Origin of the sequence: Dyadobacter sp. Leaf189, from assembly GCF_001424405.1 — a bacterium.
Classification (GTDB): domain Bacteria; phylum Bacteroidota; class Bacteroidia; order Cytophagales; family Spirosomataceae; genus Dyadobacter.
The window spans coordinates 1491088-1514558 of sequence record NZ_LMPS01000001.1; the positions used below are offsets into that span (position 1 = coordinate 1491088).

General features: G+C 46.2%; 20 protein-coding genes. 9 read left to right on the forward strand and 11 right to left on the reverse strand.

Going from position 1 to position 23471, the window contains the following annotated elements:
• Positions 1 to 7: 7 nt before the first annotated feature.
• Positions 8 to 913 carry a hypothetical protein gene (locus tag ASG33_RS06285; RefSeq protein ID WP_056281443.1) on the forward strand — a complete coding sequence of 302 codons (906 nt, stop codon included), beginning with the start codon at positions 8 to 10 and terminating at the stop codon, positions 911 to 913.
• A 3-nt stretch (positions 914 to 916) separates the two neighbouring features.
• Positions 917 to 2038, forward strand: coding sequence for a nucleotidyltransferase family protein (locus tag ASG33_RS06290; protein ID WP_056281444.1), 1122 nt, complete (start codon positions 917 to 919; stop codon positions 2036 to 2038).
• Here ASG33_RS06290 and ASG33_RS06295 read toward each other — a convergent pair.
• The 3 genes from ASG33_RS06295 to rsfS form a co-directional block, all read right to left on the reverse strand.
• Positions 2035 to 2982: an aldose 1-epimerase gene (locus ASG33_RS06295; protein WP_056281446.1), complete on the reverse strand. Its 948-nt coding sequence runs from the start codon at positions 2980 to 2982 to the stop codon at positions 2035 to 2037. The genes ASG33_RS06290 and ASG33_RS06295 overlap by 4 nt on opposite strands.
• 85 nt (positions 2983 to 3067) lie before the next feature.
• Positions 3068 to 5125, reverse strand: coding sequence for an ATP-dependent zinc metalloprotease FtsH (gene ftsH, locus ASG33_RS06300; RefSeq protein WP_056281448.1), 2058 nt, complete (start codon positions 5123 to 5125; stop codon positions 3068 to 3070).
• 71 nt (positions 5126 to 5196) lie between these two features.
• Entirely contained in the window at positions 5197 to 5580 is a 384-nt protein-coding gene (rsfS, locus tag ASG33_RS06305) for a ribosome silencing factor (protein WP_031525662.1), read from the reverse strand.
• A gap of 43 nt (positions 5581 to 5623) precedes the next feature.
• On the opposite strand from rsfS, the gene ASG33_RS06310 reads away from it, so the two are divergent.
• A complete protein-coding gene (locus tag ASG33_RS06310) occupies positions 5624 to 6391 on the forward strand; it encodes a biotin--[acetyl-CoA-carboxylase] ligase (RefSeq protein ID WP_056281451.1) in 768 nt (255 codons plus the stop codon).
• Here ASG33_RS06310 and ASG33_RS06315 read toward each other — a convergent pair.
• Together ASG33_RS06315 and ASG33_RS06320 are read right to left on the reverse strand one after the other, a co-directional pair.
• Positions 6381 to 6722 carry a transmembrane 220 family protein gene (locus ASG33_RS06315; RefSeq protein WP_056281453.1) on the reverse strand — a complete coding sequence of 114 codons (342 nt, stop codon included), beginning with the start codon at positions 6720 to 6722 and terminating at the stop codon, positions 6381 to 6383. The two genes, ASG33_RS06310 and ASG33_RS06315, sit on opposite strands and share 11 nt — an antisense overlap.
• A 77-nt stretch (positions 6723 to 6799) precedes the next feature.
• Positions 6800 to 7501: a tetratricopeptide repeat protein gene (locus ASG33_RS06320; RefSeq protein ID WP_056281455.1), complete on the reverse strand. Its 702-nt coding sequence runs from the start codon at positions 7499 to 7501 to the stop codon at positions 6800 to 6802.
• A 283-nt stretch (positions 7502 to 7784) separates the two neighbouring features.
• On the opposite strand from ASG33_RS06320, the gene fsa reads away from it, so the two are divergent.
• A complete protein-coding gene (fsa, locus tag ASG33_RS06330; protein WP_056281459.1) occupies positions 7785 to 8441 on the forward strand; it encodes a fructose-6-phosphate aldolase in 657 nt (218 codons plus the stop codon).
• A 20-nt stretch (positions 8442 to 8461) separates the two neighbouring features.
• On the forward strand, positions 8462 to 9139 hold the full coding sequence (locus ASG33_RS06335) for a cell division ATP-binding protein FtsE (protein WP_056281461.1): 678 nt from the start codon (positions 8462 to 8464) through the stop codon (positions 9137 to 9139).
• A gap of 77 nt (positions 9140 to 9216) precedes the next feature.
• Here ASG33_RS06335 and ASG33_RS06340 read toward each other — a convergent pair whose 3' ends face one another.
• Both ASG33_RS06340 and kdsB read right to left on the reverse strand, forming a co-directional pair.
• Positions 9217 to 10785 carry a bifunctional response regulator/alkaline phosphatase family protein gene (locus ASG33_RS06340; RefSeq protein WP_056281463.1) on the reverse strand — a complete coding sequence of 523 codons (1569 nt, stop codon included), beginning with the start codon at positions 10783 to 10785 and terminating at the stop codon, positions 9217 to 9219.
• Between the two features lie 171 nt (positions 10786 to 10956).
• Positions 10957 to 11694, reverse strand: a complete 738-nt coding sequence (gene kdsB, locus ASG33_RS06345) for a 3-deoxy-manno-octulosonate cytidylyltransferase (protein WP_056283368.1) — start codon at positions 11692 to 11694, stop codon at positions 10957 to 10959.
• A gap of 52 nt (positions 11695 to 11746) precedes the next feature.
• Between kdsB and ASG33_RS06350 the strand changes: the two genes are divergently transcribed.
• From ASG33_RS06350 to ASG33_RS06365, 4 genes are all read left to right on the forward strand, one after another.
• Positions 11747 to 12535: a DUF4905 domain-containing protein gene (locus tag ASG33_RS06350; RefSeq protein WP_056281465.1), complete on the forward strand. Its 789-nt coding sequence runs from the start codon at positions 11747 to 11749 to the stop codon at positions 12533 to 12535.
• A gap of 3 nt (positions 12536 to 12538) precedes the next feature.
• Positions 12539 to 13552, forward strand: a complete 1014-nt coding sequence (locus tag ASG33_RS06355; protein ID WP_056281466.1) for a LysM peptidoglycan-binding domain-containing protein — start codon at positions 12539 to 12541, stop codon at positions 13550 to 13552.
• Positions 13553 to 13770: 218 nt separating this feature from the next.
• A complete protein-coding gene (locus tag ASG33_RS06360; RefSeq protein ID WP_056283371.1) occupies positions 13771 to 14568 on the forward strand; it encodes a TIGR02757 family protein in 798 nt (265 codons plus the stop codon).
• 156 nt (positions 14569 to 14724) lie between these two features.
• Positions 14725 to 16197: a tail fiber domain-containing protein gene (locus ASG33_RS06365; protein ID WP_056281468.1), complete on the forward strand. Its 1473-nt coding sequence runs from the start codon at positions 14725 to 14727 to the stop codon at positions 16195 to 16197.
• A 64-nt stretch (positions 16198 to 16261) separates the two neighbouring features.
• Here the strand turns inward: ASG33_RS06365 and ASG33_RS06370 are convergent, their stop codons facing one another.
• The 4 genes from ASG33_RS06370 to ASG33_RS06385 all read right to left on the reverse strand — a co-directional run bounded on the left by ASG33_RS06370 (position 16262) and on the right by ASG33_RS06385 (position 23234).
• The gene (locus tag ASG33_RS06370) at positions 16262 to 19615 is read right to left on the reverse strand and encodes a ThuA domain-containing protein (RefSeq protein ID WP_409012510.1); all 3354 of its coding nucleotides are present in this window, start codon (positions 19613 to 19615) and stop codon (positions 16262 to 16264) included.
• Positions 19616 to 19815: 200 nt separating this feature from the next.
• The gene (locus ASG33_RS06375; RefSeq protein WP_056281472.1) at positions 19816 to 20868 is read right to left on the reverse strand and encodes a sugar phosphate isomerase/epimerase; all 1053 of its coding nucleotides are present in this window, start codon (positions 20866 to 20868) and stop codon (positions 19816 to 19818) included.
• A gap of 10 nt (positions 20869 to 20878) precedes the next feature.
• Complete coding sequence (locus ASG33_RS06380) at positions 20879 to 22024, reverse strand: Gfo/Idh/MocA family protein (protein WP_056281474.1); 1146 nt, start codon at positions 22022 to 22024, stop codon at positions 20879 to 20881.
• Between the two features lie 82 nt (positions 22025 to 22106).
• Positions 22107 to 23234 carry a Gfo/Idh/MocA family protein gene (locus tag ASG33_RS06385; RefSeq protein ID WP_056283372.1) on the reverse strand — a complete coding sequence of 376 codons (1128 nt, stop codon included), beginning with the start codon at positions 23232 to 23234 and terminating at the stop codon, positions 22107 to 22109.
• Positions 23235 to 23471 lie beyond the last annotated feature (237 nt).

Consider the following 23471-nt stretch of genomic DNA (forward strand, 5'->3'; position numbering starts at 1 on the left):
ATTATACATGCATTATTACAAGGCTTTCGGGCTGAATGTATTTTCTGAAATACCACTACCGGAATTGAGCGAAGGTGATCCTGCTACATCACCTGATCTGCAAATCAAAACAGCCACCATTGAACTACCGGATCTTAGCAAGACACAGGTTTACAGGCGGGGCATTCGTGCATTATTTGGCAAAAACGCAGGCGAGCTGGTATTGCATTGGCCGGGTATAGCTACATTCAAGGCGATCGGCGGTAACGAGCTGGTCGTGAATCCATTCGTAGAAGATCCCAATCTTGTCAGTCTCTTTACAGTAAGTGAGGCAATTGGTTTGATATTATTCCAAAGAGGGCTTTTTCTGCTTCACGCCAGCGCAGTGCTGGTAGGGGAGGAAGCCTGGTGTTTCATGGGTACACCCGGCGCTGGCAAGTCTACTACCGCCGCTGCATTTATAAAAGCAGGTTGCCGCTTGCTGAGCGATGATCTTACGGCGATTCAGACAGCGGAGAATGGCACATTATCTGTTCTGCCTGCTTACCCGCAGCTTAAAATCTGGGATAAAACCGTTGCAGGCTTGCAGTACGACAGAGGAAATCTCGAACCTGTCAGCGAGGGTGTGAACAAGTTTTCATTTCAGCCTAAAACCAACTTTCCTGATAAGCCTGTTCCTCTTACCAAAATCATTTTCCTGCACAGAGCCCGGAACCGGGCTGCTTTACAGCAGGTAAGTGTGAGCGAAACGCCCGGCGAAATGATCAGGAACTTTCCTCTTCCTATGCAATTGCTGACCGGCGACGTATTAAAAACACATTTTCTGCAAAGTATGAAATGTGCCGCCCAGGTGGAGGTAATCAAAAAGAGAAGACCCGAAGGATTTGACTTATTGGAAAAATGGGTTCAGGAGAGTGTCATTCATTCGGTTTAGTGCATGAAAATCTCCCCTGAGCTGAACCTACTGATCAAAGCGTCGCTGGACAACGCAAGCGAGTTGCCTTTCCAGGTTGAGGCCCGTTCCATTGACTGGCAAAAGCTTGGCCGGCAAGCTAAATGGAATCAGGTCCGCCCTCTTGCCTTTGACTTTCTCTCCCAAAATCCGGACAACCTGGCCGCTGACGATGTACTTGCGCAGCTAAGAGATTTCAGTGTTGGACAAGCTGTTACCAATATGGCATTTTCCAGCATTTCCGTTCATTTGAATCAGCAGTTGGCGCAGCAAGGTGTTCGGGCATTCCTGATGAAAGGTGCATTGTGGGCCTGGCTGCTGTATGAAAAGCCTGGGCTCCGAGAATTTGGGGATATTGATTTTTTTGTCGCAAAAGAGCAGCTTCAAGGTGGTTTGAATGTTTTTGAACAGAATGGATTTGAACCCGATTCGTACCGTAAGTACCTGTTGAGAAGCGATAAAGCTGCCAGCGCCTACCTGAATACAGACTATCAGCTCCCATTAACGCCGGTGCGGGAACACGCATTAAGGTCACTGGAAATTCAATGGAATTGCAGCTACCCGCGCTACCAGTTTAATTTCAGCTGGAAGGAGCTGTGCAGCGAAATGGTGGGGCATCAAATTATGGGTAAGACGGTCAATGTGCCTGTTCTGGAAAATCAGCTGATTATGATGCTGGTACACCATGTAGGAATTGAGCAATGGGATAAGCTGAAATACATGGCCGACTTTGTGCGGCTGTTAAAACAGTACTCAGCGACACTCGACTGGGCTTATATCTCCCGGATTGCGCGTCACAAAGGTTTTTTCAACCTGCTGCTGGAATCACTTGGAGCCGCACAAATGCTCACGGGGATACAGTATGTGCGGCTCGTAGATCCAACCGGCAATGCGGAGTACCCTTCGGCCGGGTTTATGCAAGATATTGTCAGCCACTGGGAAGACGAAAGGGACACTTTAAAGACCAAGACGTTCCGCATTCTAGCTTACAATCTGAAATACAGGGACAATTGGAAAGTAAAGTTGAGAATCCTGTCGGGACATCTCGGTTACCTTGTTCACTGGCGACTGATCTGGCACAAATGGATCTGGCATAAAAACCGTTAAGTCAATCGTACTACAATCTCCCCGCTGAATACACCGCCTCCTGGCAGAATATACAATCCGTCTCCCGTATTAAAGGAATCAACATTGGCGGTAAGTGCCTCAATGGCGATACAATCCCTTTCAGGCGGTGTGTAAACTACCAAATGATTGAATTTGCCTTCTCCTGTTTCCTGCGTAACAGACAGTGTGACGTCCTGATTTTCGGATATAAGCTCAGTAGTTGCCAATTGTCCTTCTGACTTTACAACAAAACAATTATCGAAGACTTTGCGGTGTAAAAGCGCTGGCTTGTCAATGTGAAAATGCGCCACTCCGGTAGGAATCTGGTTACTGTCAAATGTGACGATCTGATCAGACGGAATGATAATCTTCCAGGCTTCCACATCTTCGTTCCCCAGCCTGAAATAGGGGTGCCACCCAAACATAGCCGGACAAGGTTCCGATCCTTCATTCAAAGCTTCAAAGGAAACAACAAAACGCCCATCCAAATGGAGGATATACCTGATGGAAAAGAGCACCCGAAAAGGGTAACCTTCAGGCGCATCTATCAGATACGATAGTTTAATGGATGCATGATCAGCATGCGCCAGTTGTTCTTCCAGATGGAAATGCTGCTTTCTTACCAGCCCGTGAATTGCATTCAGACCATTCTTTTCATTTTTCGCAAGCTGATAATCTTTTCCCAAGAACCTGTATTTACCCTCGGGAATGCGGCTGGCAAACGGGAACAGAAGCTCACTTGCACTTTCCGTATCATGTTTCAGCGTTTCCGGTGTTGGAGGTGTTTTCAGGACAGAAAATAACGTAAGACCTTTCCGGAGCGATAATTGCCGGACAATTCCGCCTAGCTCGGGTACCACTACGAAGCGGTTGCCTGTTGTACTTTCCTGCACTACATATTCTGTAAGATCACCAAATTGCTGCTTGAATATCTCAAAGGCCATATTTTCTCTTGGTTCAATGGGTTTATAAAACAATAGCCGGGCTTTCGAGTGCCCGGCTTCTATTTTATGGTATTTATTTCAGATTCTATTCGTTTGAAGCATCTTTTTCAGCTTCTGCCATCTCTTCTTCCTTCTTTTCCTGTTCAAGAGTATGTTTTACAACTTCCTCATGAATGGCAGCTTCCTCGTTTGAACGACGGTTAATGTACGCCTGATAGCTCGTTTCTTTTTCGTAAGGACGTTTGCCGATCAGCTTTTCAAGGTCGCTTTGGAACAGGATCTCTTTTTCAAGAAGTTCTTTGGCCAGCACTTCCAGCGCCTCACGTTTTTCGATCAAAAGGTTTTTAACAAATTGGTAAGCCTGGTCAACCAGCTTTCTTACTTCTTCGTCAATTGCCTGTGAAGTTGATTCTGAATATGGTTTGGTGAATGAATAGTCCGACTGTTTCGAATCGTAGAAAGAAATGTTACCAATCCTTTCGTTCATTCCGTACATCGTAACCATGCTGTAAGCTACTTTGGTAACTCTTTCAAGGTCACTTAATGCACCTGTTGATATCTTGCTAAATACTACATCCTCAGCCGCTCTTCCACCCAATGTCATACACATTTCGTCAAAAAGCTGCTCTGTACGATACAGATACTGCTCACGAGGGAGATACTGTGCATAACCCAACGCGGCAACGCCACGGGGAACGATAGATACTTTCACCAATGGATCAGCGTGTTCCAGGAACCAGCCGGCTACTGCGTGACCAGCTTCGTGGTATGCTACGATCTGCTTCTCTTCGGGCGAGATCAGTTTGTTCTTTTTCTCCAAACCACCAATAACACGGTCCATTGCATCCTGGAAGTCCTGCATGGTTACCTCTTCCCGGTTACGACGCGCCGCGATCAATGCAGCTTCGTTACAAACGTTGGCAATTTCAGCACCCGCAAAGCCGGGAGTTTGTGAAGATAACTTCTGAATGTTGACGTCAGTTGCCAGTTTCAAAGGTTTCAAATGCACTTTGAAGATTGCTTCACGGCCAATTACGTCTGGCTTGTCAACTGAGATCTGACGGTCAAAACGGCCCGGGCGAAGCAGGGCAGGATCCAATACATCCGGACGGTTGGTAGCAGCAACGATAATGATACCTGAATCGGTCGCGAAACCGTCCATTTCTACCAATAAAGAGTTCAATGTATTTTCACGCTCGTCGTTTGAACCTGGCATAGCGCCACGTCCACGAGAACGTCCAACTGCGTCAATCTCATCTATAAATATGATACAAGGCGCTTTCTCTTTTGCCTGCTTGAAAAGGTCACGCACACGGGCAGCACCCACACCTACGAACATCTCAACAAAGTCGGAACCTGACAGCGAAAAGAATGGAACACCTGCTTCACCCGCAACAGCTTTTGCAAGCAAAGTTTTACCTGTTCCCGGAGGGCCAACAAGCAATGCACCTTTTGGGATTTTCGCACCCAGTTTCTTGAATTTGTCTGGGCTTTGAAGGTATTCTACAATTTCTTTGATCTCTTCTTTCGCTTCATCAAGGCCAGCCACATCATTAAATGTAATCTTCACCTTGTTTTCAGCGTCGAAAAGCGTTGCACGGGAGCGGCCTATATTGAAGATCTGACCACCAGGACCTACTCCTCCTGACATTCTGCCGAGGATGAAGTACATCACCAGTATCATTACGATAAAGAAGCCCCAGGTTCCGAGGAAGCTGGTCCAGTCATTTCTTGTATCAACTACAAAAGGGACTTTGTCATCGTCAGGCACTTTCTCCTGCATTTTGTCAAAATCCTTCTTAAACGTTTCTGCTGATGTTACCTGAAACTGGTAATGCGATGCGCTTTCGCCACCGAAGTAGTTATTTTCCTTCGCAACAACCTTGTATTTATCTTGCTTTAACGCCTCTGGTTTAAGAGTTACTTCTACCGACTTATCGTTCACGATAGTTACCCTTTCCACTTCCCTGTCGGCCATCATCTTTTCAAAACGCTTCTGAGTAGTTTCGCGGATTGTTGAGGTACGATTCAGGTAAGTAATTCCCAGTATAGTGGCAATAAGAGCGGCTATAATCCAGCCTTGATATCCCTTTTGAGGACTTTTAGGACTGAGGGGCCCCCTTTTGTTATCGTTTTCGGACATTCTTTGTTTCTAATTAAGAGGAAATTTAATAAACAACGTTCCCGGTAGGATGAATGTTCACCACCGGCATTTTATACCATGGAATCTTCCAGGTATGTCACCTCTGCATCTCCCCATAGTTCTTCCAGATCGTAGTGCTTACGGCGTTCCTTGTTGAAAATGTGAGCGACAACGTCTACATAGTCAATCAAAATCCATTCCCCGTTTGCTTTTCCTTCTTTCTGCCAGGGCTCTGTTTTAGAGATTTTATACACCTCTTCTTCAACCGAGTTTGCCAGAGCATCGATCTGCGTATCGGAGTTACCGGAACAAATCACGAAAAAATCAGTTATTGAATTTTTTACTTTGCGGAGGTCGAGTATTGCTATGTCCTGGCCCTTCTTTTCTGTCATTCCTTTTACTACCAGCTCGGAGAGATCTTTTGAAGATAGTTCTTTATTTTTGCGTTCTTTCATGCGTAATGGATTCCTTTCTAAACCCTAAAGTAAAGCAAAAAAATTGTACAACTCGATACAGGATACCTTAATAATTGGTAAAAAAGTTATCTATCTGCCAAGTTGTCATTCAACAAACGACATAGCGGCGGAAATAGTACATGCTGGCTTGTTCACGGAGGGTACCGTTGTCATAACCGACCATCAGCTGTCAGGAAGGGGACAGCGGGGGACAAGCTGGTTCGCAAATCCTGGGCAAAACCTGACATTTTCAATTGTACTGACACCCGCATTTCTGCCCATCCAGAATCAATTTCTTATCAGTCAGACCGTTGCTCTAGGTATCAAAGCATATCTGGAAAAGTATATTTCAGGAGTTCAGATAAAATGGCCGAATGACATTCTTGTGGGCGGAAAGAAAATCTGCGGAATACTGATCGAAAATGCAATCCAGGGCAGCAAACTGAATACCTCCATTGTCGGTATTGGGTTGAACATCAATCAGATGAATTTTGAGAATGATCTCGCAACCTCACTGTTTATCGAGACAGGGGGCGAGCTTTCACTGGGGGACGAATTTGCAGCGTTAATGCGTTGCCTTGATGCCGCCTATCTTCAATTGAGAGGCGGCAATCGGTTTACAGAAATTCGCAGGGCGTATATGGGCAGTCTGTATGGGTATGCACAGGAGGTGAAGTTCTCCTACAAAGACCGCGTTTATACAGGTACCGTAACAGGGGTCGATGAGTTGGGACAGCTGTCTGTCAGGCTGTCAAACGGAGAAGAGCTTACAGATCTGGGTATAAAGGAGATCAGCTGGATCAGGAGTTAGGCTGTCCCCATTTGCCAATCACAAACATCACGATCGCACTGATTGCAAGTCCCAGCGACTCTCTCGCCAATTCAATGTTCAGGCTCCTCATCTGCGTTTCGCCAAAGAAAATTCCTTCGAATTCTGACGGCCATTGAAACACAGCACCTATCAGGTAGGCTGCTCCCAGCATATAAAAAACCCAGCTTGGCCAAAGGTCGCGGATACTCATAAAACAAGCGAGCGCTGCAAAACTGTAAATCCCGATCCATACACCGGAGTCAGGATCATTCAGTTGGAAGTAGGCGAAAATGACGAAGATGATGCCGAAGAATATTTTAAACAATCGCATTGTTCTTTCAATAAAAAGTGAGTCGGTATATTTAGATAAAGTACTTTCACAGGCTCAATTTACCCGTTTTCCCCGATTTATTGACAAAACTGCGCCAGCGCATTGACCGCGTCGGAATAGCCCAGTTTTTCAGCTTGTTTGAGACTGGTGCAGCCAAGGTCTTTCTCTCCGTCATTCCATTGCGAAAGGCCAAGTCCATAGAATGCTTTTCCGTATTGCCCGTCCAGTTTTACTGTCTGCCGGAACGCTAGAGTCGCTTTTTTGTAATCTTTCAAGCGGTAGTAAGTATTGCCGAGATTATACCAGGCTTGCTTATTGTTTTCATTAAGCCGGGTAGCTTTTTCAAAGTCCGGGATAGCTTCTGTGGGTTTGTCCATTAGAACCAGCAACTGACCGCGGTTGAGAAAAACGTCGGCAGTGTCGGGCGCAAGTGTGGCGGCTTTATTGTAGTCTGCAAAAGCGGAGTCGAGGCGGTTTTCACCGGAGTAGAGCAGAGCGCGGTTGAAATACGCGCGGTAGTTGTCAGGTTCCAGTTTAATCGCCTGAGCAAAGTCCAGCAAAGCATTTTCATTCTCCTTCAATTCATAGTAAGCGACAGCGCGGAGGTTGAAGGCCTCTGCACTCGTTGTATTTTTTTCAATTGCTGTATTAATGAATTCAATGGCTTCACGTGGTTTTCCCTCATTCATCAAATCCTTGCCTTTTTTAAGAAAAGCGTCGGAAGATTGGGAGCAGGCATTAAGGAGTACTAAAAAAAATAAAAAAAATAAGCGGGGCATACTGATTCATTTCTAGGTGATTCGCACAAAAGTAGCGCGAAACGGCAAATGAATGTTTTCTTTTTGTTAATAAAATGTCTTTATCTTTGCACCCGGCAAATCGGAACTACCAGCTCCTTCCGAATCCCCCAGGTCCTGACGGAAGCAAGGGTAGGTGGTTGATGCGGTGAGATTCTCGGTTTGCCTTTTTTTATTCCCCTCCCTGCGATCCCCCCTTCTTTCTTTTTGCATTTGACCAGGGTTTTCTACTTTTGTGGAATATTCTAACCAATAAATTTCCGATATGAAGTTTTTCATTGACACTGCTAACCTGCAAGAGATTCAGGAGGCACAGGCGCTTGGCGTTTTAGATGGAGTTACCACCAATCCATCCCTGATGGCGAAAGAAGGAATTACAGGTAAGGACAATATTATGCGTCACTACAAAGCAATTTGTGACATTGTTGATGGAGACGTAAGTGCCGAAGTAATATCAGTTGATTTGGAAGGAATGATCCGCGAAGGTGAAGAGCTGGTGGAGATTGATGATAAAATTGTGGTGAAAATCCCGATGATCAAAGAAGGTGTGAAGGCATTAAAATATTTCTCAGGCAAAGGAATCCGTACCAACTGTACACTGATCTTCTCTGCTGGACAGGCACTGCTGGCTGCAAAAGCAGGAGCAACTTATGTATCTCCTTTCATTGGCCGTCTGGATGATATTTCAACAGACGGAATTGGGCTGATCGAGCAAATTCTTACTATTTACAGAAATTATGGATTTGATACCCAGGTACTGGCTGCATCAGTTCGTCACCCGATGCACATTATCCAATGCGCAGAAGTAGGCGCCGATGTAATGACCGGCCCGCTTAGCGCAATGGAGGCACTTTTGAAGCATCCATTGACCGACATCGGTCTTGAAAAATTCCTGGCCGACTACAACAAGGGTAACTCCTAAAAAATCGTTTTTGCATTATTATGACTGAGTCTTCGGAGCCGATAATTGTACTCGACCAGGCGGATATTTTCCAGGGTGACCGGCCGGTACTGAATGACGTGCATTTTGAGATTAAAAAGGGAGAATTTGTCTATCTGATCGGTCGGACCGGCAGCGGCAAAAGTTCACTTTTGAAAACCCTCTATGCGGATTTGTGGCTCCATACCGGGTCTGCCAAAGTGGCTGGTTATGAGCTTCACAACATCAAGAGAGCAGATATACCTTTCCTGCGTCGCCGGATCGGCATTGTGTTCCAGGACTTTCAGCTCTTATCCGATCGCTCTGTGGAGGATAATCTTTCATTTGTACTCCGCGCAACCGGCTGGGACAACCAGACGAAAATTTCGAAACGAATAGCCGAAGTGCTCATGCAAGTTGGATTAGGTACTGCTCAGAAAAGAATGCCGCACCAGCTTTCAGGCGGAGAGCAGCAACGCATTGTAATTGCACGTGCGATGCTCAACGAGCCGGCAATCCTGATCGCCGATGAGCCTACTGGTAACCTTGACCCGGAAGTTGGTGATCAGATCATGAATGTGTTCAGAACAATCAATAATGCAGGTACTGCCATTTTAATGGCTACTCACAATCACGATTTTATAAAAAGATTCCCTGCGCGTGTTTTGAAATGCGAAAATGGGAGCGTGACAATCAGCTAAGTCACACCAGACTAAGAACAAAAAGGGGGCAGAGTTTTAAACTCTGCCCCCTTTTTGTTTGCTACCTGTTGCATTAATTACTTAGCTGTCATATCGATGATCGGAATGATCATCTCTTCCAGTGACACGCCGCCATGCTGGAAGGTATCCCTGTACAGGTTGACGTACTGGTTATAGTTATTCGGATAGGCGAAGAAGTAATCTTCCTTCGTGAATACATAAGAAGTTGAAACGTGCGGTTTTGGCAGGAATATCCGCTCAGGCTTGCGGCAGACCATTAAATGGTTGTCATCAAATCCCAGGTTCTTTCCGTGTTTATATCTCAGGTTGGTGTTTGTTTCACGATACCCAATGATCTTCACCGGCTTTTGTACTCGGATCATACCGTGGTCAGTGGTCAAAATCAGCCTGCATTTCTTTTCTGCCACCTTTTTTATGAAATCCAGAAGGGGAGAATGCTGGATCCAGGAGCGGGTAATAGAGCGGTAAGCTGCTTCATCTGGCGCCAGTTCCTTGATCATCTGCACGTCCGTCCTGGCGTGCGACAGCATATCCACGAAGTTATAGACAATCACATTCAGCTGATTGTTCAGCATGTTGTTGAAATTGTCAACCAGCGATTTGCCCTGATTTGTATTAAGAATCTTGTTGTAAGAAAACTTAATGTTGTTAAAGTGGTTCATTTCCAGCTGTTTTTGCAGGAAATCCTGTTCGTGGTTGTTCAGTCCCTCTTCACCTTCCGGCGTATTTTCATCGCTAACCCACCACTGCGGATGCTTGCGCTCCATTTCACTCGGCATTAAGCCCGAGAAAATTGCATTCCGCGCATACCCAGTAGTAGTTGGCAGAATGGAATAGTAGGAAGATTCTTCCTCAATGTTGAAATACTCCTGCAAAATGGGCTGGATCATCTTCCATTGATCATAACGGAAATTATCGATCAAAAGGAAAAATACAGGTTCGTCGGAGCTCTTCAGATGTGGAAATACCTTCTGCTTCATCAATTGGTGAGATAAGATTGGCTTATCCGACTTGGGGTCGTTCAGCCAGTCTTCGTACTCATCTTCAATAAACTTGCAGAAATTAGCATTCGCCTCACTTTTCTGCATGCTGAACACTTCTGCCATTCCCTGATCCTCGGAATTTTCGAGTTCCAGTTCCCAGTAAATCAGTTTCTTATAAATATCTGCCCACTCTTCGTGCCCGATCCTGTCCTGGTATTGCATAGCCAGGCTTCTGAATTCCTGCTGGTAGCTCAGGGTCGTTTTTTCGGTAACCAGTCGTTTGTTGTCGAGTATCTTCTTAACCGAAAGCAGGATTTGATTAGGATTAAGAGGTTTGATCAGATAATCATCTATTTTAGAGCCTATTGCATCCTCCATAATGTGTTCTTCCTCACTCTTGGTGATCATCACTACCGGAAGGCTGGGCTGCTGTTGTTTGATCTGGGCGAGTGTTTCAAGGCCGGTCATACCCGGCATCATTTCGTCCAGAAAAACTATATCAAACCGGTCATTTTCAATGCGGTCCAAAGCATCAGCGCCACTGTTTACAGGAGTGACATTGTACCCTTTGTTCGTCAAAAACATGATGTGTGGTTTGAGAAGATCTATTTCATCGTCGGCCCAGAGAATGTTATATTGCATAAGCTTGTTTTTTCAATGATAATTAAAATGGAATGCCTTTAAGGGTAACGGGACAATCAGAAAGTGTGGTATAAAAATACCCGTTTTAACATATTTTTAGAATTGACACCTGACTGTATACGTTGCCAAAACCGGTACAAAAGGCATACCAAGAATAGGGTTTTCGGCTGGTTACAAAAACTTTTTGGTAACACGTTCCAGGTCGTCAGGAGTGTCAACGCCGTGTGAATCGTCAGAGGTAATCACCGCTCTTATCGCGTAACCATTTTCCAGCCAGCGCAGCTGCTCCAAAGCCTCGGCCTTCTCCAATGCAGACACCGGCAGCTTTGTGATTTCGGCAAGTACGTCGGCCCGGTAAGCATAAATTCCAATGTGTTTGTAAAACGTATGTGCAGCAAGCCATTGCTCTTTTTCTGCATTGCGGAGATAAGGTATTGTTTGGCGGCTGAAATACATTACTTCATCTTTCTTGTTCAATACAGCTTTTGGCACATTTACATTAAACAGAAGATCTTCCTGATCGATCACTTTCACCAGGGTCGCGAGCTCGGTGCGACTGTCAAGTACCCCGGCGAGCTGGTCGATTGGTTCGGGGCTGATAAATGGTTCATCGCCCTGGATATTAATGATATAGTCAAAGTGGCCTTCTGTTTTTGTAAGCGCCTCATAGCAGCGGTCGGTACCGCTCTGGTGAGCTTCAGATGTCATTACAGCAATTCCTCCGAAGCTTTTTACATGATCCATAATCCGTTCATCGTCAGTGGCCACGATCACCTGAGCCAGGCGGGCCGCTTTGGATGATTGTTCGTAAACTCTCTGGATCATACTTTTACCCCCGATATCCACCAGGGCCTTCGCCGGAAAGCGGGTAGAGGCGTAGCGGGCGGGAATGATTCCTAATATTCGCACAAGGTCGTTGGTTTGATTTTTGTCCAATTCTGTTCCAAAATAAAGCTAAAAATTGCAAAATACTTTTTCACATCGCTTTTCAAAGAATATCTGGCGCATCCTTCCCGATGCCGATCCGGCAAGCTCGTTATGGGCCATTGAGCTACGTGACACGGAACATAAAGTTGCCTCTGTCGCGGTGATTGACTTAGCACAAAAAACAATGCAATGGGAAGGTGTCCCGCTGGGGATGGACTGGTGGTCGTCAGTGACTGCATTCGCTTACGGCCGGTTTTTCCTGCATCATTACAGATATCCTGATCTGCCGGAGCCGACAGACTTATCTGCATTATCTGCGGAGGACGGCGCGCATTTATGGGATTTACCGAATCATCTGCTGGTTAAAGTGGCTGATAAGAACCGCATTGGAGTTGCAGCAAAGGCTGGGAGCGGGTTCAGCTATCATTTGTGCGACGTACGTTCAGGCGCGTTGCTGCCGCATGAGGAAATTGTTGCAGTTGACGAGGATCAGGTAATTTTGGAAGAACCTGTTCGTTACAAAAAAGGAAATGTATTTTTCGATAAGCTGGCGCTCTTTATTGAGGAGATTACGGGCGGGCATCAGCCCATTAGTATCGATTATTTAGAGAAAAGGCCCTTTATGATCTTTTCTTATTATATTTACCATCAGGATAAAACCGTGCAATATCTTCTGATTATCACTACTAAAAGAGAGCTTGTTTTACACGAAAAGCTATCAGAAGAACGCGAAGGAATAGGCCGCTCCACAATGATATTAAAGGCGTCAGCACTGATTTATCTTAAAAATAATAACGAATTTTCGAGTTTAACGCTTTCATAATAAATGAAATACATTTTTTGCCTGACTGTTCTGGCAGGTATTTTTTCAGGAATGATCAGTGCCCGGGCTGCGGGGAATGTAAGGATTGATTCAGTAGGAGTTGAGAGGGTAGGAGGCAAGGTATTTGTCTTGCACAAGGTAAACCAGGGACAAACCATGTTTGCGGTAGTGCGGCAATACGGTACTTCTATCCAGGCCCTGCGTGAAGCCAATCCCGGCATGAGCGATCAGATCCAGTTTGGACAAACTATCCGAGTACCCTATACTCCGAAGGTCAGCAAAAAAGAAGCTAAGAAAGAAGAGAAAAAGGAGGAGAAGAAGGAAGAAAAGAAAGAAGAGAAAAAAGAGGTTAAACCTGCGGTTCCGGCCACAGCTGCAAAGCCTGATACTACGCCATCCACTACTTCTGCGCCTACCGCAGGATCTGCCGTTTCGGTATCCCCCAATGGAAAGCACATCGTTGAGCCAGGACAAACACTTTACCGTGTTGCTGTGAAATATGGCGTTTTAATGGCAGATTTGCGTAAATGGAACAATCTGGCGGACGATAACTTGAAAGATGGTCAGGAGCTGATTGTAAGTGAAAAAGGTGCTGAAAAGGCTGTTGCGGCAGTTACACCACCCGTGGCACCGAAAGTGACGAGCACAACAGTTGTGAAAGACTCTGTAAAAGCAAAAGCGGTTGTTCCCGAGAAGGTAGTTAAGCCTGTGGAGGAAGTTGTTGAAGCGCCGAAAGTTGTCAGAGGCAAGAGGAAATCAGAATCCGGGTTGGCAGAAGTGATTGAGACTGACGAAAGTACCAGTAAGTTCCTGGGCTTGCACCGTAGTGCGCCAATTGGTGCGTTGGTAGAAGTATTGAATGAATACAATCAGGAGAAAATCATCGTCCGCATTATTGGACGGATACCGGATACCAGCGTTAATGATGACATTGTTATTAAATTATCATCACGCGCATTCGAAAAAGTATCCCCGAACAGCAAGCGTTTCAGAGCAGTTGTAAGTTACCTGGAATAGTTTTGTTATTAATCCCGTCATGAAACATTCACCCCAATTCCGTTCGAAGAGAGAAGAGGAAAGAGAAGCCCTGAAAAATACGGCTGGTTATAAAATTTGGAGCGTTATGTTCACATTGCTCTACCCCTTCATCGCAATTTTTACATTTCTTTTTTCAGGAATAGTCATGTTCTTCTCTGGTATCTCCCGTGTTCTGGCTTACCTGTTTGGAGGAAGCCATGCAAAGCATTGAAGTGCCCCATTTATCTCCCTACATCATTGATTTATTGGAGGAAAAAGTCGTGCAATACAACAAGCCCGACTTTATCTCCCTCGATCCCGTCAGTATCCCACATCGTTTTTCTGTAAAGCAGGACATCGAGATCATGGGTTTCTGGGCGGCAGTACTTGCCTGGGGACAGCGCAAAACGATCATCAGCAAATGCCTGGAACTGGCTTCGCTCATGGATAATGCTCCTTTTGATTTTATCAGAAATCATCAGGATAGTGATTTAAAACCCTTCCTGGACTTTAAGCACCGCACGTTTAATGCGACTGACACGCTTTATTTCCTTCATTTCTTCCAAAACTACTACCGGCAGCACGATTCACTTGAATACGCATTCAGCAAGCACATCAGCGCTTCGGACGAGACGATAGAAAAGTCGCTGATCGGTTTTCACAACATGTTCTGCGATTCAGAAAATTTTCCTTCGCGAACTGCCAAGCACATTGCCACTCCGGCCCGGAAATCCTCCTGTAAGCGGTTGAATATGTTTCTGAGATGGATGGTCCGGAAAGACAATCATGGTGTGGATTTTGGTATCTGGAACAACATTGTACCTGCACAGCTGGTCTGTCCCTGCGATGTGCATGTTGACCGCGTTTCCAGATTTCTGGGCCTTATCAAAAGACCTAACACTGACTGGCAAACTGCATTAGAACTTACTGCTTCATTAAAACAGCTCGATCCGTCAGATCCTGTCAAATACGACTTCGCATTGTTTGGGTTAGGGATTGAAGGTTTTGCAAAGTAGTGTTACAAACCCGCTTCCAAGTACTTAACCCAAGAAAAAAGGCGCTCCCGATCGTTAATTTTCCCCAGCCTCTGAATTATCCTTTTCTCGTAAATCACTCTAAGTGTAAAACTTGCAGCTGCAAAGTTTGCAACAATTCACTAAACGATCGGCGAGATGAAAAAAATCTACAGGTTATCAGGTGCTGTCTTTTTAGCGGCAGCAATGTTTAACAACGTTTGCGCACAAACCACCTCTTTCGGTTCGCAAGCCGGCAATCAGGGTACCGATGGTACTTACATGGGAATCTGGGCGGGCTCCTCCACAATTGGTGAGCATAATACATTCGTTGGAAGTCTTTCGGGGTACGGGAATGTTGGTGGGAATCAGAATACAGCGCTTGGGAGCAGGTCTGCCTACACGCTCTCTAGTGGTAGTGAGAATACCTTCTTAGGGTACTTCTCGGGTAAGGCAAACACGACGGGCAGTTGGAACACTTTCGTGGGTTCAAAGTCTGGCGCAGCGAATGCGGTTGGTCTGAGAAACACATTCCTGGGCGTAGAAGCAGGGGGTAAAAATTACTTCGGAAACGAAAATATATTCATCGGTTGCCGAAGCGGTTTTTTCAATACGGACGGAAACTACAATCTGTTTGCAGGTAATGGCGCCGGAGAATACAATTCAAGCGGCAATTATAATGTGTTCCTTGGCCATGGTTCCGGGAGAAGCAATTTGAAAGGACTTGCCAATACGTTTATCGGGTACGAAACTGCGGGTAGCGCTAACGTGACCTACGCGACAGCAATTGGTGCGGCGACCAAGGTTACCCGGGACCATAGCATTGTGCTCGGAACAATTTTCGACAATGTGGGAGTGGGTGTTGAAGCTCCCACTTACAAGCTCCATCTCAGTACTTTCTCAGCCGCAAAAGCAGGCTCTTCTGCCTGGATCATTGCTTCTGACAAACGTCTTAAAAAGGATGTTTCAGAGTACGCGGAAGGGCTTGATGTATTGAAGCAGATCAAGCCTGTCTGGTTCAGCTACAATGGAGAGGCGGGGTTGCCGACGAATAAGAAATTCGTGGGTATCATTGCGCAGGATATGCAGAAAATTGCTCCTCACATGGTAGGTACATTTACCTATCAGGATTCGCTCGGGAACAAAACGGACTATCTTGATTATGACGCCAACGCACTGACCTACATGCTTGTAAACTCTGTCAAAGAGCAGCAGCAAACGCTTGATCGGAAAGACGAGGAGATTCGCCAGCTCACCGCAGAAACTGCGGAGTTAGCAAAGAGGCTTACCCAACTTGAACGCATTGTAGCTTCCAATACAACCCGGCCGCTTACGACTCCTGCCGCAAGAACCAATGATGTAAATGAAAATGGCGTGATCCTGGAACAGAATGCACCGAACGGCTTTTCAGGTATTTCTTCTATCAGGTTCTTTATTCCGGATACGATCAAGGATGCGGTATTGAACATTTACTCAACCAATGGACAGAAAATCCGCTCAGAAATCGTCAGAACACGCGGAGAAGGCGCTGTACAGCTTTCTGCTGATGATTTTGGAACGGGCGTGTTTGTTTACGATCTCATAACAGATGGTAAGAGCAACGGAGCTAAAAAGATGATGGTAAGTAAATAGTGCTTTAAAACGAGAAAAGCCGGACTTCAATGAAGCCCGGCTTTTCTCATTTTACTAATTAAACTTATAGAGCAGCGCGGTCAAATCGTACCGTTTCAACAGTAAACAGCGGCTTTCCTCCTGCATTTGGATTTTTGAACACAAAGAACAGCTTGTGCAGCTTCTGGTCAGCCGGACCTTTTACTGGAATACTTACTTCTCCGGTTTTGTCAATTTTCACTTCACCGATCTTTGTACCGGCCGGGCTATCGAGGCGCACTTCCAGCGTTCCGCCAGCTGTAAACTTTTCGTTGCTGCCGCCAGCAATCGCCAGGTTTGTAATTCCCGACAGGTCAATACCGTCGAATGCGAAGAAACTGCCGCTTTTCGATCCCAGCACAACTTCCTTGCCATTCTCAACCTTGAAATTAACAGTATGCATGGCTGAGTCTGCCAGTGCGGCTGTCAGGGTAGCAGGGCGTAAAGCAAGTGTTTTCGCGCCTGTAAGTGGTCCCATTGTGCTGCTTCCCTTGTCGGTGTAGCTGGCCGAGATAATGTATGAACCCTCTTTTTTCTTCGCTTCCGTTACATAAGAGCCTTTCAATGGTTTTTTATCAACAGCCTTATCATTAGCAAGAGAAAGGATGTATTTGACCATATCCTCAATTTCCTCCGGCTTATGCTGCGGGTGGCCCGGCATTGCCTGCTCGCCCCAAACACCACTTCCGCCTTTCAGAACTTTATCAGACAATGTTTTAAGTGAATTGCGCTCGCTTGCATACTTCTTGGCAACTTCCTTGTAAGCAGGGCCAATGGATTTTTTGTCTATCGAATGGCATGCTTTGCAGTCGCTTAGTTCGATTAACCTTTTTCCGGTTTCAAATCCAGTATTTGCCTGGTGACCCTGGGCAAGTATGGTTTTGTCAAAACCTTCCAGATAATTAATGGTCACAGTTACTTCATCCTCAGCTATTTTCTTGTTTGCAAGGCTGCCATCTTCTTTATCCGAAACAGAAACTTCGTAGTTAACGGGTTTGTCGTTCCAGTAAAAGGATTTATTTCCTTTGATAGCTACATCCACTTTCGGGATCGCATTGCCAACTCTCACGATTACTTCCGAAGTATTTGCATTTCCTGCATTATCAGTCACTTTCAACACGGCGGTGTATTCACCCGCTTTCGCATAGGTGTAGCTTGGATTAGCCACATTGCTTTTTGGAAGACCTTTTCCAAAAGACCATTCGTACTTGATCGGATCGCCGTCGTAGTCGACTGAGCCTTTTGATGAAAAGTTAACTTTCAATGGCGTAGCGCCGGTGGTGTTGGTAGCAGAAGCTACTGCCAGTGGCACGCGGTTGCCAGCATTGTAAGTGATGTGTGACAGACTGGCTTCATCGTTTTGGGCAAACCAGTTTGGTCCGTATTCCAGTGTATAAAGCGAACCGTCATTGGCAAACTGCATATCAATCGGGTGACTGAATTTTGTATTTGGCAAGAAGCGGTCAATGCTTTTCAAATCACCTTGCTCGTTCATGGTAACTATATTGATATAGTCACGAATCCAGTCGTAAGCGAAAAATTTTCCATTGTAATACTCAGGGAATTTCACTTTACTGTCCTTAAAATCAGCAGAATAGTAAACCGGCCCGGCCATTGCATTACGGCCGCCTTTGCCCACGATCGCACCGAATTCAGGAGAGTCTGCATAAGGATAAAAGATGAATGCAGGATTAGCCGGCGGCAACTCTTGCAAGCCCGTATTATGCGGTGAGTTATTGATCGGTTTCGCAGGGTCAAATGGACCATGTGAAGTACTGTCAGCGAAATTGAAGTCGATATAAGGCTTGTTGTCCGCAATGAAGAGGGGATATCCGTAATAACCTGCCTTTCTCGCCTGGTTTACCTCGTCGTAACCGCGTGGGCCACGCTTTGGATCGTCCAGAGAAGCGTCAGGACCTACATCACCCCAGTACAGATAACCATTATGCTGGTCAACTGAAATGCGGTAAGGGTTCCGTGTTCCCATCACGTAAATCTCAGGACGTGCTTTCGGGTTGCCGGCAGGGAAGAGGTTGCCTTCGGGAATATCATACAAATTGGTTCCGCCTGGCATATTCGCGCGACGATCGCCGTAACGTGGTTTAATGCGTATTACCTTGCCTCTGAGCGAGTTTGTATTGGAAGAAGTATGCTGTCCGTCAAAGCCTTCACGTCCCGGCCGCTCGTCAATCGGTCCGAATCCATTGGACTGGAATGGGTTTACGTCGTCTCCGGTGGACAGGTACAAATTCCCTTTACTATCCCAGGCAATGGACCCGCCCGTGTGGCAGCAGTCTGTTCTTTTCACAGGAACAGTCAGTAAAACTTCTTCCGTACTGAGGATCAGCGTGTCTTTTACATCGTCATATTTGAAACGTGATAAATGCTGCGCCGTATCAGGAGCAGAAGAAAGCGGAGAATAGTACAGGTAAACAAGCTTGTTGGTTTTGAAATTAGGATCGATATTCAAGCCCATTAAGCCGTATTCCTGTTTGGTATAAACAGGTACCTCGGCTACAACTTTCACTTTGCCCGTTTTCGGATTATACAATTTCAGCTTTCCTTTTCTTTCTGAGAAAAGTACGCGCTGATCTTCCAGCACTACCAGCTCGGTAGGTTCGTCAAGCTTGGTAGCGAGCGTCTGTTTGGTAAAACGGTTTTCTTCCGGTCTCGACTTCGCGAAGTCCAGCTTCTCGGCCATTGCCCATTTCAAGCCGCCGATGAAATGTTTTACAAATACCGGATTTTCATAGGTAGCATCTTCATGTCCGAAGTTGGTGTAAAATGCTTTTCCCCCATCATATTCATGGTACCACGACATAGGATGGTTGTCGCCCATTTTTCCGTCTTTGTAAGACTTCTCGTCGATGTTAACTAAGACATTTACCTTTGGATTAAAGTTTTTGAAATCATAAAACTCATCCTTGATCTTCCATTTCTTCGGAAAGCCCGTCATGGAAGGGTGCTGATCATTTACAACGTAAGCTTCACCTTCCTGCACGTTCGGGTTGCCTGGGTGGCTTGCGAAATAGGCGCCGGACAGCTGGTTGTACCAGGGCCAGTCGTACTCGGTGTCGGTAGCCGCGTGAACTCCCACGTACCCGCCTCCTGCCTGGATGTAGTGTTCAAATGCCTCCTGCTGTTTCTCATTCAGGATATTGCCGGTAGTGTTCAGAAAAACAACCGCCCCATACTTTTGCAGGTTTTTCTCTGTAAAGACAGTTGCATTCTCGGTAGTATCTACCGCGAAGCCATTTTCTTTGCCGTATTTCATGATAGCCGCTTTCCCGGCAGGGATAGAAGAATGCCGGAACGCAGCCGTTTTGGCAAAAACAAGCACACGCTTTTCAGGTGTGACAGTCTGTGCCACGGACGCTAAACCGCAACAGACAAGGCCCATTGCACCAATTACTCGGAAGCGGTTCAGTAAGTTTTGATAAAGAATTTTACGCATTACAGATTAGGTGAACTGGTTATTTTTTAGTGTTGGAACTGCATTCTCATTCTACTCAAAACGAAATAATGCAGCAGGTAATTATATGAAAAAAACCTCCCTTCCATAAGGAAGACAGGTTTTTAATATACTTGTACAATCGACAATTACAAACCTAAAACTTTGCGGTTGAACGCCTCGTCAGCGCCGGTTCCGGCAAAATCGTCAAATGCCTTTGTAGTTACTTCTATAATGTGGCTTTCGATGAAAGGCGCACCTTCGGCAGCACCCTGAACAGGCGACTTAATGCAGCATTCCCATTCCAAAACTGCCCAGCTGCCGTAATCGTACTGAGATAGTTTGGAGAAAATACCGCCGAAGTCAACTTGTCCGTCACCAAGCGAGCGGAAGCGACCAGCCCGGTCGGCCCAGCCTGCAAATCCGCTGTAAACACCTTGCTTACCCGATGGGTTAAACTCGGCATCTTTTACGTGAAATGCCTTGATCCGATCGTGGTACAAGTCAATGAATTGAAGGTAGTCGAGCTGCTGGAGTACAAAGTGGCTGGGGTCGTAGTTGATGTTGGCGCGGGTGTGACCATTAAGGTAATCAACAAACATTTCGAATGTGGATCCGTCAAAAAGGTCTTCCCCGGGGTGGAGCTCGTAAGCTACATCCACACCGTTTTCATCATATACATCCAGGATTGGTTTCCATCTTGCAGCCAGTTCTTTGAATGCAGTCTCTACCAGTCCGGCCGGGCGCTGTGGCCACGGATACAGGAATGGCCAGGCCAATGCACCGGAGAAAGTAGCGCTCGCGGAGAGGCCCAGTCTGCGGCTTGCCTGCGCAACGTATTTCAAATGTTGCGTCGCCCATTCCGCACGTGCTTTCGGATTGTTGCGCACTTCGGGTACTGCAAAACCATCGTACATTTCGTCGTATACCGGGTGCGATGCCACCAGCTGGCCGATGATGTGCGACGCGAGCTCCGTAATTTCCAGACCTTTATCAGCCAGTTTGCCTTTCAGCTCATCAGCATAAGTCTGCGACTCGGCGCATTGTTTCACATCAATCACCCGCGGATCCCAGGTAGGAAGTTGAAGGCCCTTATAGCCCAACCCTGCCATGTAATCAGCAATTGAATCCAATGAGTTAAACGGAGCTTCGTCACCCAAAAACTGAGCAAGGAAAATTCCAGGTCCTTTTATCGTTTTCATATTTGTTGATTTAAATAGTTACCCAAGACTGCGCTCTGTTGCTTTCAAGTATCTTCTCACAAATCAATAATTCCCGGTATCCGTCTGCGAAGGTTGGGAATGTTGGGTTTTCTGGTTGTTTGCCTGCGGCGATGGCTGCGTATACCTCTTTGAACATTTGCTTTGAAGTATCAGGGAAGCCTTCGTTGTGCCCGCCAGGGAATGTAATTGTTGAGCGCACATCTTCATTCACAAGAGAAGGATCGCGCATCAGGATTTCATTGCTCTTGTCACGGTTACCGATCCACATTTCGTTCGGCGACTCTGAGCACCAGCTGAACGTTTTCTTGGATCCGGCAATTTCAAGCGCCATTCTGTTTTTCCGGCCCGCTGAAACCTGTGATACCGTAATTACCCCTTTGCTTCCGTTGTCAAAACGCAGCAAAACGTTTGCGTGGTCTTCCGTATTAATAGGTACATCGGCATAATCCTCAGGCTGCAGCATTTTGCCTGAATACGTTTCCACCGGTTTAAGCGGCTTTTTACGTGTTTTGTGAATGGTATTGAAGTCCGCCATTACTGAAACCGTTTTCAGGCCGGTAATGTATTCCAGAATGTCCATCAGGTGAGAGCCGATATCTGCAATCGCACGGGAATCGCCTGATTTGTCTGGTTCGAGGCGCCAGTTGTAGTCGGTTTCGTAGAAAAGCCAGTCCTGCAGATAAGATCCTATGAATGAATAAATCTCACCCAGCTCGCCTTTTTCGCGCATGGATTTCATCTGACGTGCCAGCGGATAGTAGCGCAGGTTGAAGTGTACAGCATTCACCAGTCCGGTTTCAGCAGCAAGCTTTACCAGCTCTTCGGCTTCGGCAAGGTCTTTGGCAAGTGGTTTTTCACAAATTACATGTTTTCCAGCGAGCAATGCAGCTTTCGATTGTGAGTAGTGCAGGAAGTTGGGCGTACAGATATGTATTGCCTGAATGTCATCCTGTTTCAAAAGGTCTTCGAAAGTATAGGAACGTTCGATTCCGAGTGCGTCTGCTTTTTGAGCGGCCAGTTCAGCCGTTACTTCGCAAAGCGCTGCTACTTCAACATTAGGAAGGCGTCGCAGCGCTTCAATGTGCGCCGGGCCGATGAAACCTGTGCCGACAACGCCGACTTTGATTTTATTCATAAACGGGTATGGATAATAGGTGAGAAAACAGTCCGCCGGAGCGGGTTGGGGATTTAAGGTTAAAAATAATGTTTAATGCAGGTCAGAAGTCAGTCCACTTGGTGTCCGTCTGATTGGAGGCAATGACAGTGTCAATGAACTTCATTCCTCTCAAACCATCCTGCGCAGTCGGGAAGTCGTATACCGGATCGACTTTGCGGCCCTCCCAATAAGCCCGCAAATGCAATGCAAAATTGCGGTAGAGGTTGGCAAATGCCTCGAAGTAACCTTCCGGGTGGCCTGCGGGAATGCGCGTATGCACCTGGGCAGCTTTTGAAAGATTTCCTACGCCCGTGCGGATAATGCGTGCGCCCTGATTGGTTTTGTGGATCAATGTATTGGGGTCCAGCTGCTTCCATTGCAAGCCGCCGGTTTCGCCGTACACGCGGATATTAAGGTCGTTTTCTTCTCCGTTGGCGATCTGGCTGTTTTGCAGGATCCCTTTCGCGCCGTTGTTAAAGCGGAGGAGAATATTGGCGTCATCATCCAGCAGGCGACCTTCTACAAAAATGGTCAGGTCGGCGCAAAGCTGCGTGATTTTTAGTCCGGTAATGTATTCTGCGAGGTTTTCGGCGTGCGTTCCGATGTCGCCTAAGCCGCCGGCTGCACCGGAGCGTTTTGGGTCGGTACGCCAGGCAGCCTGCTTGTTTCCGGTCACTTCTACCAGTGTAGCCAGCCAGCCCTGCGGATATTCCACAATTACTTTCCTGATTTCGCCGATAGCACCCGACCTAATCATCTCGCGGGCTTCTTTCACCATCGGGTAACCGGTGTAGTTGTGGGTCAGACAGAAGATCAGGCCGGTTTTTTCAACCAATGCAACAATCTCTTCTGCTTCCTTAGTATTTAATGTAATCGGTTTATCGCAAACGACGTGAAAACCATTTTCAAGGGCAAGTTTGGCAGGGGAGTAGTGAACGTGATTGGGGGTAACGATTGCAACGAAATCCATTCGCTCTCCTTCCGGAAGCTGCTTTTCCTTCGCAATCATTTCTTCAAAATCATTATAAATCCGGTCCTCCGGTAAGTACAATGCTCTTCCTGACTCTTTTGACTTCAATGGGTCGGAGCTGAAAGCGCCGCAGACAAGTTCAATTTCTCCATCCATGATCGCTGCACGGCGATGTACCCCGCCAATAAACGCGTCCAGGGAACCACCTACCATGCCCATTCTGATCTTTCTTGACATTCCAGTTGGTTTAAAGTTTTGAAAAGATTTTAAAGGTATAAAGAGTAGTATATATCACTCTTACTTCTTACAAATATAATTTTAACAGTCAAAAAACACCCCCGAAAGCCTGTTAAAACCAGTAGAATCGCCGTTAATTTGTTTTTTCTGTGAAAATCTTAAATTAAAACTTTAAGGCAGACCGTTTTCAAAAAAACCATCTAATTCAAATAATCAAAC

Bases quoted from the DNA above. Each gene is read 5' to 3' on its own strand.
- ASG33_RS06385 (WP_056283372.1), bottom strand. From the start codon at position 23,234: ATGGGCATGGTAGGTGGTTCCCTGGACGCGTTTATTGGCGGGGTACAT.
- ASG33_RS06315 (WP_056281453.1), bottom strand. From the start codon at position 6,722: ATGCGATTGTTTAAAATATTCTTCGGCATCATCTTCGTCATTTTCGCC.
- ASG33_RS06335 (WP_056281461.1), top strand. From the start codon at position 8,462: ATGACTGAGTCTTCGGAGCCGATAATTGTACTCGACCAGGCGGATATT.
- ASG33_RS06320 (WP_056281455.1), bottom strand. From the start codon at position 7,501: ATGCCCCGCTTATTTTTTTTATTTTTTTTAGTACTCCTTAATGCCTGC.
- ftsH (WP_056281448.1), bottom strand. From the start codon at position 5,125: ATGTCCGAAAACGATAACAAAAGGGGGCCCCTCAGTCCTAAAAGTCCT.
- ASG33_RS06295 (WP_056281446.1), bottom strand. From the start codon at position 2,982: ATGGCCTTTGAGATATTCAAGCAGCAATTTGGTGATCTTACAGAATAT.
- rsfS (WP_031525662.1), bottom strand. From the start codon at position 5,580: ATGAAAGAACGCAAAAATAAAGAACTATCTTCAAAAGATCTCTCCGAG.
- ASG33_RS06340 (WP_056281463.1), bottom strand. From the start codon at position 10,785: ATGCAATATAACATTCTCTGGGCCGACGATGAAATAGATCTTCTCAAA.
- ASG33_RS06290 (WP_056281444.1), top strand. From the start codon at position 917: ATGAAAATCTCCCCTGAGCTGAACCTACTGATCAAAGCGTCGCTGGAC.
- ASG33_RS06375 (WP_056281472.1), bottom strand. From the start codon at position 20,868: ATGAAAACGATAAAAGGACCTGGAATTTTCCTTGCTCAGTTTTTGGGT.
- ASG33_RS06360 (WP_056283371.1), top strand. From the start codon at position 13,771: ATGCAAAGCATTGAAGTGCCCCATTTATCTCCCTACATCATTGATTTA.
- fsa (WP_056281459.1), top strand. From the start codon at position 7,785: ATGAAGTTTTTCATTGACACTGCTAACCTGCAAGAGATTCAGGAGGCA.
- ASG33_RS06380 (WP_056281474.1), bottom strand. From the start codon at position 22,024: ATGAATAAAATCAAAGTCGGCGTTGTCGGCACAGGTTTCATCGGCCCG.
- ASG33_RS06355 (WP_056281466.1), top strand. From the start codon at position 12,539: ATGAAATACATTTTTTGCCTGACTGTTCTGGCAGGTATTTTTTCAGGA.
- ASG33_RS06370 (WP_409012510.1), bottom strand. From the start codon at position 19,615: ATGGGCCTTGTCTGTTGCGGTTTAGCGTCCGTGGCACAGACTGTCACA.
- ASG33_RS06285 (WP_056281443.1), top strand. From the start codon at position 8: ATGCATTATTACAAGGCTTTCGGGCTGAATGTATTTTCTGAAATACCA.
- ASG33_RS06365 (WP_056281468.1), top strand. From the start codon at position 14,725: ATGAAAAAAATCTACAGGTTATCAGGTGCTGTCTTTTTAGCGGCAGCA.